13 protein-coding genes are annotated in these 13,549 nt (G+C 67.3%); 9 read left to right on the plus strand and 4 right to left on the minus strand.

Annotation, left to right across the window (positions count from 1 at the left end):
• Window positions 1-4: 4 nt before the first annotated feature.
• Together NCG91_RS06110 and NCG91_RS06115 are read right to left on the minus strand one after the other, a co-directional pair.
• A complete protein-coding gene (locus NCG91_RS06110; RefSeq protein WP_251349016.1) occupies window positions 5-628 on the minus strand; it encodes a glutathione S-transferase family protein in 624 nt (207 codons plus the stop codon).
• Complete coding sequence (locus NCG91_RS06115) at window positions 625-2,022, minus strand: MFS transporter (RefSeq protein ID WP_251349017.1); 1,398 nt, start codon at window positions 2,020-2,022, stop codon at window positions 625-627. The genes NCG91_RS06110 and NCG91_RS06115 overlap by 4 nt, the downstream gene beginning before the upstream one ends.
• A 123-nt stretch (window positions 2,023-2,145) precedes the next feature.
• Between NCG91_RS06115 and gcvA the strand changes: the two genes are divergently transcribed.
• Window positions 2,146-3,048, plus strand: a complete 903-nt coding sequence (gcvA, locus tag NCG91_RS06120) for a transcriptional regulator GcvA (RefSeq protein WP_251349018.1) — start codon at window positions 2,146-2,148, stop codon at window positions 3,046-3,048.
• Here the strand turns inward: gcvA and NCG91_RS06125 are convergent.
• Window positions 3,045-3,233, minus strand: coding sequence for a hypothetical protein (locus NCG91_RS06125; RefSeq protein ID WP_251349020.1), 189 nt, complete (start codon window positions 3,231-3,233; stop codon window positions 3,045-3,047). The genes gcvA and NCG91_RS06125 overlap by 4 nt on opposite strands.
• Between NCG91_RS06125 and NCG91_RS06130 the strand changes: the two genes are divergently transcribed.
• The 5 genes from NCG91_RS06130 to NCG91_RS06150 all read left to right on the plus strand — a co-directional run bounded on the left by NCG91_RS06130 (window position 3,232) and on the right by NCG91_RS06150 (window position 8,340).
• Window positions 3,232-3,396 (plus strand): hypothetical protein, encoded by a 165-nt coding sequence (locus tag NCG91_RS06130; protein WP_251349024.1) that lies wholly within the window; start codon window positions 3,232-3,234, stop codon window positions 3,394-3,396. The two genes, NCG91_RS06125 and NCG91_RS06130, sit on opposite strands and share 2 nt — an antisense overlap.
• A gap of 331 nt (window positions 3,397-3,727) precedes the next feature.
• Window positions 3,728-5,533: a PHA/PHB synthase family protein gene (locus NCG91_RS06135; RefSeq protein ID WP_251349025.1), complete on the plus strand. Its 1,806-nt coding sequence runs from the start codon at window positions 3,728-3,730 to the stop codon at window positions 5,531-5,533.
• A gap of 23 nt (window positions 5,534-5,556) precedes the next feature.
• Window positions 5,557-6,402, plus strand: a complete 846-nt coding sequence (locus NCG91_RS06140; RefSeq protein ID WP_251349026.1) for a universal stress protein — start codon at window positions 5,557-5,559, stop codon at window positions 6,400-6,402.
• A 101-nt stretch (window positions 6,403-6,503) separates the two neighbouring features.
• Window positions 6,504-7,562, plus strand: coding sequence for an alpha/beta hydrolase (locus NCG91_RS06145; RefSeq protein WP_251349027.1), 1,059 nt, complete (start codon window positions 6,504-6,506; stop codon window positions 7,560-7,562).
• 79 nt (window positions 7,563-7,641) lie between these two features.
• Window positions 7,642-8,340: an alpha/beta hydrolase gene (locus NCG91_RS06150; RefSeq protein WP_099664246.1), complete on the plus strand. Its 699-nt coding sequence runs from the start codon at window positions 7,642-7,644 to the stop codon at window positions 8,338-8,340.
• Between the two features lie 9 nt (window positions 8,341-8,349).
• On the opposite strand, the gene NCG91_RS06155 is transcribed toward NCG91_RS06150, so the two are convergent.
• Complete coding sequence (locus tag NCG91_RS06155) at window positions 8,350-9,336, minus strand: magnesium and cobalt transport protein CorA (RefSeq protein WP_251349028.1); 987 nt, start codon at window positions 9,334-9,336, stop codon at window positions 8,350-8,352.
• Window positions 9,337-9,525: 189 nt separating this feature from the next.
• Between NCG91_RS06155 and NCG91_RS06160 the strand changes: the two genes are divergently transcribed.
• From NCG91_RS06160 to NCG91_RS06170, 3 genes are all read left to right on the plus strand, one after another.
• The gene (locus NCG91_RS06160; RefSeq protein ID WP_251349029.1) at window positions 9,526-10,038 is read left to right on the plus strand and encodes a sigma-70 family RNA polymerase sigma factor; all 513 of its coding nucleotides are present in this window, start codon (window positions 9,526-9,528) and stop codon (window positions 10,036-10,038) included.
• A 1-nt stretch (window position 10,039) separates the two neighbouring features.
• The gene (locus NCG91_RS06165) at window positions 10,040-11,008 is read left to right on the plus strand and encodes a FecR domain-containing protein (protein WP_251349030.1); all 969 of its coding nucleotides are present in this window, start codon (window positions 10,040-10,042) and stop codon (window positions 11,006-11,008) included.
• Window positions 11,009-11,070: 62 nt separating this feature from the next.
• Window positions 11,071-13,491 carry a TonB-dependent siderophore receptor gene (locus NCG91_RS06170; RefSeq protein WP_251349032.1) on the plus strand — a complete coding sequence of 807 codons (2,421 nt, stop codon included), beginning with the start codon at window positions 11,071-11,073 and terminating at the stop codon, window positions 13,489-13,491.
• Window positions 13,492-13,549: the final 58 nt, after the last annotated feature.

The following is a 13,549-nucleotide window of genomic DNA, read 5'->3' on the forward strand; positions in this document are numbered from 1 at the left end:
TAGGTCAAGCACCCGTGGCGGGCGCGGGAAGCGTGATGCCCAGCTGCACGGCCGGACGGGCCGCCACGCGGGCGTACCAGGCGGCCACGTGCGGCCAGTCATCGAGCTTGAAGCCGACTAGGTCGGCGATGTGCAGCCAGCCGAAGCTGGCGATGTCGGCGATGGAATAGTCGTCGCCGGCCAGGTAGACGTGATCCGCCAGGCGGCCATCCATGGTGGCCAGCGCGGCGTCGCACAAGTGGCGGAAGTGCGCCGTGGCGGCGACATTCGCGCCGCCGTCGGCCAGTTCAAAATGCACGCGCTGGCCCAGCATCGGCCCCATGCTGGCCGCGTGAAATTGCAGCCAGGTGATGGCGGCCCAGCGCTGCCGTGGCTGCGCCGGCAGCAAACGCCCCGTCTTTTCCGCCAGGTACCGCAGGATGGCGGCCGACTCGAACACGGTGATGCCCGTGTCGTGGTCGACCAGCACGGGAATGCGCCCGTGCGGATTGAGGGCCAGGAAGGCGGGCAAGCGGTGCTCGCCCTGTTCGATGCGCACATGGCGCAATCGATAGGGCAAGCCCAGTTCGGCCAGCGCGATGGTGGCCTTGAAACCGTTGGGCGAGCTGTCGGTATAGAGCTCCATCATGGCGCCGCCTCCTGGCGCGCGGCCTTGCCGGGCAGGATGACGATGGCGCAGGCCAGGCCCGCCGCCACCAGGCAGGCGGAAACGAGGATGGCGCCGCTGTAGCCTTGTGCGGCCGTGCCGCCGCCGGCCAGCACGGCGATACTGACCGCCACGCCCACGGCCAGGCCGACGGCCGAGCCGACTTCCTGCGTGGTCGTCAGCATGCCGCCCGCCAGGCCATGGTCCGCTTCCGGCACGCCATCGATGCCGGCCACCGTCCAGGCGGGAAACGCCAGGCCATAGCCGATGCCGGCCAGTACGGTGCCTGGCAGGATGGATGCGGCCCACGACGCCAGCGTGGCCAGCGACGCGCCCAGCATGGCCAGGCCGCCGATGAACAGCAGCATGCCGCCGACGATGACGGGCTTGGTGCCGCAGCGGGCGATCAGCGCCGGTCCGGCCCACGCGCTGGCCAGGGTAAAGGCGACGGCCATCGGCAGCAAGCCCAGTCCCGTGCGCGTGGCGGAAAACCCCAGCACTTCCTGCATGGCCAGCGCCACGACGACAAAGGTGGGGCCGAGGGCCGTATTGGCCAGCAGGGAGACGATATTCGCGCCGCCCGTCGAGCGGCGCAGGAAGACGGCCAGCGGCATCAGCGGCGCGGCCACGCGCCCCTCCACCCAGACGAACAGCGCCAGCAAGGCCAGCGCCAGCGCGACCAGGGCAAACGTGAGCGGATGGGCCAGTCCCACATGCTCGCTATTGGCAAAGGCAAACACCAGCGTCGCCGCGCCCGACGCCACCAGCAGCGCGCCCCACACGTCGAGCGAGCCGCCAGCCGCAGCGGCATCGGGCCGGCCCTGGGGCAAGGCAGGCGACAGGGCCAGCACCAGCAAGCCGACGGGCACATTGATCCACAGCACCCAGCGCCAGCCCAGCAAGTCCGTGATAAAGCCGCCCAGTATCAGTCCCGCGACAAAGCCGCTGGCCGCCACGGCCGTCCAGGCGCCGAGCGCCCGGTTGCGCTGCGCCGGCTCGGGAAACACGGCCAGCAGCAGCGAAAACGCGGCCGGCGAAAACATGGCGGCGCCGAAGCCCTGCAGCGCGCGCGTGGCCACCAGCATGGCCGGGCTGTGCGAAAAGCCGCCCAGCAGGGAGGCGGCCGTGAACAGCAACAGCCCCGCGATGAAGACGCGGCGGCGGCCAAACAGGTCGGCCGCGCGCCCGCCCAGCAGCAGGAAGCCGGCGATGGCCACGCCATACGCATTGATCACCCATTGCAGCCCGCCGGGCGTGAAGCCCAGGCTGTGCTGGATTTGCGGCAAGGGGATCATGGTGATGGAAAAATCGAGCAAGGCAACGAATTGCGTGGTGCACAGCAAAAGCAGGCAAAGCTGCCGATGTGAAAGTAACATGGAGATCCTATCGATATAGTTTTACTCGACGTCAAAAGAACGCCGCATTCCCCTATAATGCGTTTTCCTAGAGCGAAACAGAAACGATGTTTTTTCGCGCCTGACTTGAGAAAAACTATATCGATGACCTATCCTTTACCGCTCCAGGCGTTGCGCGCCTTTGTCGAAGTGGGCCAGCGCGGCAGCATCAAGGCGGCCGCCGAAGCGCTGCACGTGACGTCGGGCGCCGTCAGCCAGCAAATCCGCCTGCTGGAAGAGCGGGTCGGCATGCCCCTGTTTACGCGCGAACGCCAGGGCTTGCGCCTGACCGAGGCGGGCGTCAGGGTCCACCCCGCCCTGCTGGGCGCCTTCGCGCAGATCGCCAGCGCCAGCCAGGCGCTGGAAGACATGGGCGCGCGCCAGACGCTCACCGTCAGCACGGTCGCCACCTTTGCCGCCGCGTGGCTGGTGCCGCGCCTGGGCCGCTTCAACCAGCGCCATCCCCATATCGAGGTGCGCGTGGAAGCGACATCCGCGCTGGTCGACCTGCGCCGCGACCGGGTCGACGTGGCCTTGCGCCACGGCCTGGGCGACTATCCGGGCTTGCAGGTGACGCGTTTGATGGCGCCCGTGCTGGTGCCCGTCGCCAGTCCATCCCTGATTGCGGGCCAGCCGCCCATCGCCACGCCGGCCGATTGCCTGCACTACCCGCTGCTGCACGACACGGACCGCGCCGACTGGCCCCTATGGCTGGCCGCGCATGGCGCGCCGGACGGCAGCGAGGATGCGGCACGGGCGCTGCGCGGCTCGGCCTTCGAAGATGATTTTCTGTTGATACGCGCGGCCGAGGCGGGCCAGGGCCTGGCCCTGGTGCCGCAGCTGTATGCGCAGGAAGAAATCGCCGCCGGGCGCCTGGTGCAAGTGCTGGACTTGCCGTGGCCCGCGCGCTTTGCCTACTACCTGGTGACGCGGCCCGACGCAGCCGCGCGCCCCGCCGTGCAGGCATTCATGACATGGATTTGCGAGGAAGCGCAGGCCACGCGCTAGAACACATCGCCCCCGGCCGCACACGACACCACGCCGCACGCGGTGCTGAACAGCACCGGTACGCCGGCGCGTCCCATGGCAATGCAGCTTGCGGCGGGCAGCACGGCCAACAGCAGCGCCAGGTAGGCGAGCACCTGCAGGCGGCTCAGGGCCGGTCGCACAGCGCCCGCGGTATCGCGCGCCATGCCGCGCCTGAACGCCGTATTGCCCCTGCAGGCATCTGCCCTGCCGCTTGTCATCCTGTTCGTAAGCATGTCCCTCTCCTCGATTCCGGTTACCGGCCTGTCCCGCCGGCTTGAACGGCCTGCGCGCCTGCTGCTCAGGCTGCAATGGCATTTTGCTGCATAAATTTACCAAATACAATAAATAAATCCAAAAAGAAACAAATTTTGTTGTTTGCCAGCATGCATCGTGGCGCAAAGAAATCCGCCTTGACAGAGTGTAAAATGGGGCACTGGAGGCTGGCGCCGCCATCGAATCCGGGTATCGGCGCATGAAAAATTCACTTTTAATCATTGCAATCAGTAAATTCGTTGGAATGCATTTCGTTTATGCAACAAACGGACTTGGCCATCCCGGCGGCAGGTTGCCGGCCGCAGGCATCCCGCCAAACTTGATGTAGATCATAATTTTTTGAACAAGCTCTTGCTATCCTGTAAAAAAATGACGGGAGCCCCGGATGAACAAGACGCAGTCGAGCAATGCGGAGCAAAAGTTTGCACATGAGCGCCTGGGCAGCGCCTGGCAAGGCGTGCCGGTTCCCGGCTATCCGGAAAGCGCGCCGGAAGGCGCCACGCTCGACCTGCTGCTGAACGCCTGGCTGGGCAAATTTACGGGAGGCATTTCGCCAGCCGCGCTGGGCAACGCGTATGCCGACTGGCTCAGCCACCTCGCGCTGGCGCCGTCGAAGCAGCAAACGCTGCTGCAGGAAGCGTGGAAGAAGATCGGCCGCTGGCAGCAATATGCCTGGCAATCGGCCCTGACCGGCGGCGCCGCCGAGCCGCCGTGCATCGCGCCGCTGCCGCAGGACCGGCGCTTCGACGACCCGGCCTGGCAACGCTGGCCCTACAATCTCGTCTACCAGGGTTTCCTGCTGCAGCAGCAGTGGTGGCACCGCGCCACCACGGGCGTGCGCGGCGTCTCGCCGCACCACGAGGATGTCGTCACGTTCACCGTGCGCCAGTGGCTCGACATGCTGGCGCCGTCGAACTTCCTGCTGACCAACCCCGTGGTGCAGCAAGCTACCCTCGCGAGCGGCGGCGCCAGCCTGGCGCGCGGCATGGTCCACGCGGCCGACGACTGGCGGCGCGCCGCCATGGGCGCCGGCGCGGCCGGCGAAGCCACGTTCAAGGTGGGCGGAAACGTGGCCGTCACGCCGGGCAAGGTGGTCTACCGCAATGACTTGATCGAATTGATACAGTACGCGCCCGCGACAAAGAGCGTGCATGCCACGCCGCTGCTGTTCGTGCCCGCCTGGATCATGAAGTTCTATATTCTCGACCTGTCGCCGCACAATTCGCTGGTGCGCTACCTGGTGGGCCAGGGCCACACGGTGTTCATGATTTCCTGGAAAAACCCGCAGGAAGAAGACCGCGAACTGTCGCTGGAAGACTACCGCCAGCTGGGCGTGATGGATGCGCTCGACGCCGTTGCCCGCATCACGGGCGCGCCGCAGGTGCACGCGGCCGGCTACTGCCTGGGCGGCACCCTGCTGGCGATCGCCGCCGCGACGATGGCGCGCGACGGCGATGCGCGCCTGGCCAGCCTCACCATGCTGGCCTCGCAGGTGGACTTCAAGGAGCCGGGCGAACTGTCGCTGTTCATCGACGACAGCCAGGTCAGTTTCCTGGAAGCGGCCATGTGGAAGCAGGGTTACCTCGATACGAAGCAGATGGCGGGCGCCTTCCAGTTGCTGCGCTCGAACGATCTGATCTGGTCGCGCCGCTTGAACCACTACCTGCTGGGACAAGATGAACAGGACAGCGACCTGATGGCCTGGAACGGGGACGCCACGCGCATGCCCTGCCGCATGCATTCGGAATACCTGCGCCGCCTGTTCCTGCACAACGACCTGGCCGAAGGCCGCTACCGCACGGCAGGCCGCCACATCGCCCTGCCCGACATCGATGCGCCCATCTTTGCCGTCGGCACCCTGACGGACCACGTGGCGCCGTGGCGCTCCGTCTACAAACTGCAGCTGCTGACCGACACGGACGTCACCTTCCTGCTCACCTCGGGCGGCCACAATGCGGGCGTCGTCTCGCCGCCGGGCCAGCCGCGCCGCAGCTACCAGCTGGCCACGCACCGCCACGACGCGCCCTATGTCGACGCGGACAGCTGGCAGCGCGACGTGCCGCACCATGACGGTTCCTGGTGGCCCGCCTGGCAAGCCTGGCTGGCGCAGCAAGCGGGCGCGCAAGTGGCGCCGCCGGCCATGGGCCCCGACCTGGGCGACGCGCCGGGCAGCTACGTGCTGCAGACCTGACAACTGACAACCGAGGAAACGCCATGCCCTACACCACCCTGCTGGTCCACGTCGACAATTCCCGCCACTGCGCCCAGCGCATCCGCCTGGCCGTGCGCCTGGCCATCGCCGAAGGGGCGCACCTGATCGGTTCGGCCATGAGCGGCATCTCGCGCTATGCATATGGCGGCGGCGTCAACGCGCTGCAGTTTGCGCCGGCGCAGATGCAGGCGCTGCGCACCCAGGCCAGCGAAGCCTTGCACGACTTCGAGCGCATCGCGCGCGAGGAAGGCCTGGGCGCCTACGAAACGCGCTTCGTCGACGACGACGCGCAAGGCGCGCTGCTGCTGCAGGCGCGCTATTGCGACTTGCTGATCCTGGGCCAGACGGATGCGCAGGATACGCCGTCGCGCGTCATCGCCGGCACGGCCGAATACCTGATGCTCCATTGCGGCCGGCCCGTGCTGATGGTGCCGCACGCGCCCTCCGCCGCGCCGGCGGGCGCCGCGCAGCATCCGCTGCTGGCCTGGAACGGCAGCGCCGAAGCGCTGCGCGCCATCACCGATGCGCTGCCGCTGCTGCAAAAGGCGCGGCAAGTCACCCTGGCCGTCGTCAATTCGCACGCCCAGCCGGCCGCGCACGGCGAGCAGCCGGGCGCCGACCTGGCCCTGTACCTGGCGCGCCATGGCGTCAACGTCGAGGTGCTGCAGCACGACACGCCGCCGGGCCAGGACGTGGGAACGGCCCTGCTGGCCATGGCCGCGCAGCGGCGCTGCGACCTGGTCGTGATGGGCTGCTACGGCCACATGCGCCTGCGCGAAGCGCTGCTGGGCGGCGTCACGCGCACGGTGCTGCAGGAGACGACCTTGCCGGTGCTGGTGTCGCACTAGCGCGGCCGGAGGACCTTCAGCCTTCCTTCACCCGCCCCTCATCCGCGCTTCATGCGCGGCGGCGACACTGCTCATGCCCTCACCCACACCAGGAGTACAGCATGAGCAAGACACACGGCGCCCCCGCGCATTTCCACGCCCGCAGACACTTTCTATCGGGGATGACGGCGCTGGCCAGCCTCGCCGCATGCGGCGGCAATTCGCTGCCGCGCGCATCCGGCGTGACGGACCGGCAGATCGGCGTCGCCCCCGGCGTCAGCCTGCACGTGCGCGACTGGCCATCGGCACGGGGCGACAGCGACGACGTGATCGTGCTGCTGGCCGGCCTGGGCGCCAATGCGCATGCGTTCGACAGCCTGGCGCCCGCGCTGGCGCGCCGCCACCGCGTGCTGGCCATCACGCGGCGCGGCTACGGTTCATCGAGCAAGCCAACGCCCGCCAGCGACGCCAGCTACTCTCCCGCCACCCTCGTGGCCGACCTGCTGGCCGTGCTGGACGCACTGAAGGTGCCGCGCATCATCCTGGCCGGGCACTCCATCGCCGGCAACGAGCTGACCCTGTTCGCGGGCAGCCACCCGCGGCGCGTGCGGGGCCTCGCCTACCTGGACACGACCTTCGATTACCTGGCCAGCGGCGGCTATGAAGAACCCGCACCGACGCCCTACGACGAACCGACGCCCGGCCCGGCCGACCTGGCATCGCTGGACGCCTCGATCGCCTATGCCAGGCGCATCAACAAGCAATGGTGGCCCGCGCTGGAAGCGAACTGGCGCGATGCGCTGGAAGTGCTGCCCGACGGTTCGGTGCGGCCGAACACGCCGCCCGCCATCGCCAGGGCCATGGACGTGGCCGCGCACAATTTTTCGCCCGACTACCGCCGCGTGCGCGCGCCGGCGCTGGTCGTCACCGTCGATCCCGGCACCTTGCGCAACCTGTTTCCATGGCTGTTGCAAGCCGATCCCGCCACGCGGGCCGCCGCGCAGGAAGTACTCGACTTTATCCGGCCCCTGCGCCTGGCTGACGGCGAGCGCCTGGCCGCCGCCCTGCCCGGCAGCAGCCACCTGGTGATGCGCAACGGCTTCCACAGCGATTTCTTCATCGAATACGAGAGCACGGTGGTCGACGCCATCGAGGCCATGCGCTGGGAAGGTCTACAATAGGCGTGCAGCCAGCCGCCGCGCAGTGCCGCCTCGCACACGGCGCGGTCTTCTCCGTTTCCCTTGTCCCAAGGAGTTCCGCATGAGCAAGCAAGCCACCATCGTCCTCGTCCACGGTTTCTGGGGCGGCGCCGCCCACTGGAGCCGCGTCATCGTCGAATTGCGGCGCCACGGCCACACGGCCATCCGCGCCGTCGAACTGCCCTTGACGTCGCTGGCCGACGACGCCGAGCGCACGCGCAAGATGGTGGCGCAGGTCGATGGCCCGGTGTTGCTGGTGGGACACTCCTACGGCGGCGCCGTCATCAGCGTGGCCGGCAATGCGCCGAATGTGGCGGGCCTCGTGTACATCGCCGCCTTTGCCCCCGACGCAGGCGAAAGCCCGGGCAGCATCACACAGGAACACCCGCCCCTGGGCGCGGCCAGCCTGGAAGGCGACAGCGACGGCTATCTGTGGGTCAAGCCCGAGCAATACCATGACAGCTTTTGCCAGGACCTCGACGCGGAAGAAGGCGCCGTGCTGGGCGTGGTGCAGAAAGCGCCGCTGGCCAGCACCTTCGGCGACACCGTCAGCGACCCGGCCTGGAAACATAAGCCCAGCTGGTACCAGGTGTCCAGTGCCGACCGCATGATTTCCCCCGTCAACCAGGAGCGCATGGCGGCGCGCCTGCAAGCGCGCAAAGTCATCACCCTGAACGCCAGCCACGCGTCGCTGGCCTCGCGCCCCGTGGAAGTGGCGGCGCTGATCCTGGAGGCGGCGGGCGCGGTGGCCGCAGCGTAAGCTTGCCGGCTACAGCCAGCCTTCGCGCTTCAGGCGGCGGTGCAGCCACCAGCAGCCGGCGATGATGACGACGATCACCGCCGGATAGCTGCCGCGCCACTTCAGCTCCGGCATGAATTCGAAGTTCATGCCGTACAGGCTGAAGACCATGGTGGGCACGGCCAGGATGGCGGCCCAGGCGGCCAGGCGCTTGACGACCTCGTTCTGGCGGATGGAAATCTGCCCCAGCGCCACCTGCATGGCCGAATTGACCAGCTCGCGCATCTGCCCCGCCGTGTGCGTGACCCGTTTGACGTGGTCGAGAATGTCGCGGTAATAGATGCGGTTTTCCTTGGGCACGATATCGCCATGGAAACGGATCAGCTGGGTGCAGATGTCATGCAGGGGGTTGACGGCCGCGTCGAGCTTCAGCAGCTCCGTCTTGAGCTGGTAGAAATCCTGCAGCTTGTCTTCGCTCAAGCTGGGCTTGAACAGCTGCAGCTCATGGTGCTGGAAGCGGGCCTGCAAATGGTCGATGCACGGCTGGTACTGGTCGACGATGAAATCGATGATGGAATACAGCACGTAACCGGGACCGCTGGCCAGCTTCTCGGGCATGCTTTCCTTGCGTTCGCGCAACTTCGCATAGCCGGCCGAAGCGCCGTGGCGCACCGTGATGATGAAGCGGGGGCCGAGAAAGACGTGGGTTTCGCCGTAGACGATGGCCTCGCCGTCCAGCGTGGCCGTGTGCATCACCATGAACAGGGTGTCGCCGTACTCTTCCAGCTTGGGGCGCTCGTGCGCGCCCTGCGCATCCTCGACAGCCAGTTCGTGCAGGCCGAAGGCCGCTTGCAACGCCTGCATGGCCGTGACGTCGGGGCTGGCCAGGCCGATCCACACGAAACAATCGGGGTCGCCGAGGAAGTCGCCCACCTTGTCGATATCAAAGTGCGCGATCTTCTTGCCGTCGCGATACGCTTCGCAATTGACGACGGCGGCGTGGGTACTCAGGTCCATGGTGATTTTCTAGGAATGGCGGCAATATCGGGGGGGCCAGTATAGCGGAAAGGCCATGCTTGCCCCGCCAATGGCGCTGGCGCATTGACATTCAGGCACGCCAATGTAAAATGAGAACCATTCGCATTCAAGAAGAACCTGCACTTGCCGGCGGCCTGGGGGAACTTCAGCGCCAACCTGGAGTGTATCGTGACGTCTGCCGTATCGCCCGCCGCCGATCCTGTCGCACTGCTGTATGGCCAGCACCATCCGTGGCTGTTGCGCTGGCTGCGCGGCAAATTGTCCTGCACGGACCACGCGGCCGACCTGGCGCAGGATACCTTCATCAAGCTGCTGGCCACGCCCGGCGAGCGCGCCGTCAGCCTGCGCGAGCCGCGCGCCTACCTGACCACCGTGGCGCGCCGCCTGCTGATCGACCATTACCGCCGCCAGTCGCTGGAGCAGGCCTGGCTGGCCACCCTGGCGCAGCTGCCCGCCCCCGTCACGCCGTCGGCGGAAGACCGCTTGCTGATCCTGGAAACCCTGCACCAGATCGACGCCATGCTCGACGGCCTGGGGGCAAAGGTGCGCACGGCCTTCCTGCTGTCGCAGCTGGAAGGCATGGCGTATGCGGACATCGCCGCGCGCCTGAAGGTGAGCGAGCGCACCGTCAAGCGCTACATGGTGCAGGCGTTCGAACAATGCATATTGCTGCTGGCCTGACATGAGCGCGGCCCTCGATGCACGCGCCGCGCGCGAAGCGGCGCACTGGATGATGCGCCTGCAAGGCGGCGAACTCGACGCTGCCGCGCAACAGGGGCTGGCCCGCTGGCGCGCCGCCCACCCCGACCATGAAACGGCGTGGCAGCGGGCCGAGCAAGTGTGCCGCACCTTCGGCATGCTGCCTCCGCCGCTGGCCATGCCCTTGTCCAGGCAAGTGCTGGACCGACCGGCCCGCGCGCAGCGCCGCGCCATCCTGAAGACCCTGGCCGTGCTGATCGTCGCCGGCCCAGCCGGCTGGGCCATGCTGCGCGTGGCGCCATGGCAGGCATGGACGGCCGACCTGCGCACGGCGACAGGCGAAATCCGCCACCTCACCTTGGCCGACGGCAGCGGCCTGAGCCTGAATACGGCCAGCGCCGCCGATGTCGCCTTCGGCGCATCCCTGCGCCTGGTACAGCTGCGCGGCGGAGAGATACACGTGGCGACCAGCCCCGATCCCCTCGGGCGCCCCTTCATCGTGCGCACCAGCAACGGCAGCATCCGCGCCCTGGGCACGCGCTTCACGGTGCGCCAGGACGACAGCCTGCTGGGCGCGCGCACCCACGTGGCCGTCTCGCAGGGCGCCGTGGAAGTGCGGCCCGCCGAAGGCCGGCCCGTCACCGTGCGGGCGGGCTGGCAAGCCAGTTTCGATGAAACGGCCGCCGGCGCTCCGCAGCCGCTGGCGCCGCACGCAGCCGCCTGGCTCAAGGGCTTGCTGTACGCGGACGACACGCCGCTGGAGCAGGTGCTGGCGCAGCTGGCCCGCTACCGCCACGGCGTGGTGCGCTGCGATCCGGCCGTGGCGCGGCTGCGCGTGTCGGGCGTGTACCAGCTGCGCGACACGGACGCCCTGCTGGCCCTGCTGCAAGCGTCGCTGCCCATCCGCGTGCGGCGCCACGGCCGTTGGTGGATTTCTGTCGAGCCCGCATAAAAATTTTTGAGAACAATGTCCCTTTCCGTCATGTGCCCCGTCAATCCACACAGGACCAACACATGAACGAAGGGAAACAAGCAATGAAGCACTACCGCCACACCAGCATCACCCTGGCCCTGCTGGGCAGCCTGGCCTTGACCGCGCCCGCATCCGCCCAGCAGCAACCGCAGCAGGCGCCCGCGCGCCACTACCAGGTGGCCGCCGGCCCCCTCGGTGCCGTCCTGTCCGCGTTTGCGGCCGACGCCGGGGTCAGCATTTCCGGCGCCGCCGGCCTGTATGCGGGCTTGAACAGCCGCGGCTTGAACGGCAACTACCAGGTGGCCGACGGTTTCGCCCGCCTGCTCGATGGCAGCGGCTTATACGCTGTCGACCAGGGCGGCGGCCACTACGCCGTGCGCAAGCTGCCTTCGGCGGCCGACGCTGCCACCCTGCCCGGCATCGCCGTGCGCGCCACGGCCGAGCGCAGCACGAGCACGGAAGGCACGGGCTCGTACACGACGCCGGCCACGGCCAGCGCCACGGGCCTGGTGCTGTCGCTGCGCGAGACGCCGCAATCGGTCAGCGTCATCACGCGCCAGCGCATGGACGACCAGGACTTGCTGACGGTGCGCGACGTGCTGCGCAATACGCCCGGCATCGCCGTCAACCAGTTCGACACGGAACGCAGCACCTTTTCCGCGCGCGGCTTCGACGTCGACAATTTCCAGTACGACGGCGTGCCCACCACCTATAAAGTGCAGTATTCGGGCGGCGAATCGGAAATGGATTCGCTCATCTACGACCGCGTGGAAGTGACGCGGGGCGCCACGGGCTTGCTGACGGGCGCCGGCTATCCATCCGCCTCGATCAACCTGGTGCGCAAGCGGGCCATCGCCAGGCAATTCGAAGGGCAATGGTCGCTGGCTGCCGGCTCGTGGAGCGATTACCGGGGCACGCTCGACCTGGCCACGCCGTTGAATGCCGACGGCTCCGTGCGCGGCCGCGTGGCCGGCGCCTGGCAAGACCGCAAGTCGTTTACCAATGGCTATTCGAACCAGCGCCAGCTCGTCTACGCCACCGTCGAGGCGGACCTGGCGCCCGGCACCGTGGCCATGCTGGGCGCCAGCTACCAGAAGAACGACCCGAAAGGCAGCAACTGGGGTGGCTTCCCCCTGTGGTACAGCGACGGCACGCGCACCAATTTCGACCGATCCGTCACGACGGCGCCCCGCTGGGCCGCCTGGGCCACGGAACAGACGAATGTGCACGCCACCGTCGAACATGCGCTGGGCCAGGGCTGGAAAGCGCAGGCGCAAGCCATGTACAGCAAGCACACGGAAGACACGCCGCTGGTATTCCTGGCGGAGCGGCCCGATAGAATCACGGGCCTGGGCATGCTCGGCTATCCGAACCGCTACATCGGCGCGCGCGACCAGAGCAGCGCCGACATGAAGCTGTCCGGCCCGTTTACCCTGGGCGGACGCCAGCATGAAGTCATCGTCGGGGCCAATTACACGGTGCAGCACGCCGAGTTCAGCGTCAAGGAAGCGCTCGACCCTGAACCGATCGGCAATTTCCTCGCCTGGGATGGCAGCTACCCGCAGCCGGCCTGGGGCGAACTCGTGCTGTCGGAAAAATACACGACCAAGCAATATGGCGCGTATGGCGCGGCGCGCCTGAACCTTGCCGACAACACCAAATTGATACTCGGCGGGCGCTTGAGCCGCTGGGACAAGGACCGCATCGGCTTTGACGGCAGCGCCCGCTTTGCCTTCGCCAAGAGCAAGTTCGTGCCGTATGCGGGCGTGGTGGTGGATCTGAACGACACCTATTCGATGTATGCCAGCTACACGGACATCTTCCGCCCGCAGGAAAACCAGGACCGCACGGGCGCCTGGCTGGACCCGCTGACGGGGCAAAGCATGGAAGTGGGCTTGAAGGGAGAACTGGCCGGGGGCCGGGCCAACGGTTCCATCGGCATCTTTGAAATCAAACAGGATAAGCTGGCCCAGCCGGACGGCGCGCATAGGATTCCCGGCACCACCACGCAGGCGTACTACGCGGCGCGCGGCGCCACCAGCCGCGGCATCGAGGGGGAATTGTCTGGCCGCTTGGCGCCGGACTGGAACGTGACGGCCAGCGCCAGCCACTTCCGCGCCAGGGACCGCGAGCAACAGGATATCAACACCCTGTCGCCCCGCTCGACGGCGCGCCTGTTCACCACCTGGAAGGTAAAGCCCAACCTCACGGTGGGCGGCGGCGTCAACTGGCAAAGCAAGTTCTACTTTGACGACGAAGGCCCGAACGGCAAGGAAAGAGTGACGCAGGAAGCCTACAGCACAGTCAGCCTGATGGCCACGTACCAGCTGTCGCGCCAGTTGACGGCCCAGCTGAACGTGGAAAACACGCTGGACAAGAAGTACATCAACATCAACACCTACGCGCAAGGCACGTATGGCGTCCCGCGCAGCGTGCGGGGGACGTTGACGTACCGGTTTTAACGTAGCAGCCAGTATTTAGCGTACACGCAGGACGGGCACTGGTAGCAACACGATTCAT

It is taken from the genome of Janthinobacterium kumbetense (assembly GCF_023703445.1).
Lineage (GTDB): Bacteria > Pseudomonadota > Gammaproteobacteria > Burkholderiales > Burkholderiaceae_D > Janthinobacterium > Janthinobacterium kumbetense.

What these genes read in the sequence shown, in the direction of transcription:
- NCG91_RS06135 (WP_251349025.1), top strand. Translation starts at nt 3,728, where the DNA reads ATGAACAAGACGCAGTCGAGCAATGCGGAGCAAAAGTTTGCACATGAG.
- NCG91_RS06125 (WP_251349020.1), bottom strand. Translation starts at nt 3,233, where the DNA reads ATGGCGCGCGATACCGCGGGCGCTGTGCGACCGGCCCTGAGCCGCCTG.
- NCG91_RS06130 (WP_251349024.1), top strand. Translation starts at nt 3,232, where the DNA reads ATGCCGCGCCTGAACGCCGTATTGCCCCTGCAGGCATCTGCCCTGCCG.
- NCG91_RS06150 (WP_099664246.1), top strand. Translation starts at nt 7,642, where the DNA reads ATGAGCAAGCAAGCCACCATCGTCCTCGTCCACGGTTTCTGGGGCGGC.
- NCG91_RS06145 (WP_251349027.1), top strand. Translation starts at nt 6,504, where the DNA reads ATGAGCAAGACACACGGCGCCCCCGCGCATTTCCACGCCCGCAGACAC.
- NCG91_RS06115 (WP_251349017.1), bottom strand. Translation starts at nt 2,022, where the DNA reads ATGTTACTTTCACATCGGCAGCTTTGCCTGCTTTTGCTGTGCACCACG.
- NCG91_RS06165 (WP_251349030.1), top strand. Translation starts at nt 10,040, where the DNA reads ATGAGCGCGGCCCTCGATGCACGCGCCGCGCGCGAAGCGGCGCACTGG.
- NCG91_RS06140 (WP_251349026.1), top strand. Translation starts at nt 5,557, where the DNA reads ATGCCCTACACCACCCTGCTGGTCCACGTCGACAATTCCCGCCACTGC.
- gcvA (WP_251349018.1), top strand. Translation starts at nt 2,146, where the DNA reads ATGACCTATCCTTTACCGCTCCAGGCGTTGCGCGCCTTTGTCGAAGTG.
- NCG91_RS06170 (WP_251349032.1), top strand. Translation starts at nt 11,071, where the DNA reads ATGAACGAAGGGAAACAAGCAATGAAGCACTACCGCCACACCAGCATC.
- NCG91_RS06155 (WP_251349028.1), bottom strand. Translation starts at nt 9,336, where the DNA reads ATGGACCTGAGTACCCACGCCGCCGTCGTCAATTGCGAAGCGTATCGC.
- NCG91_RS06110 (WP_251349016.1), bottom strand. Translation starts at nt 628, where the DNA reads ATGATGGAGCTCTATACCGACAGCTCGCCCAACGGTTTCAAGGCCACC.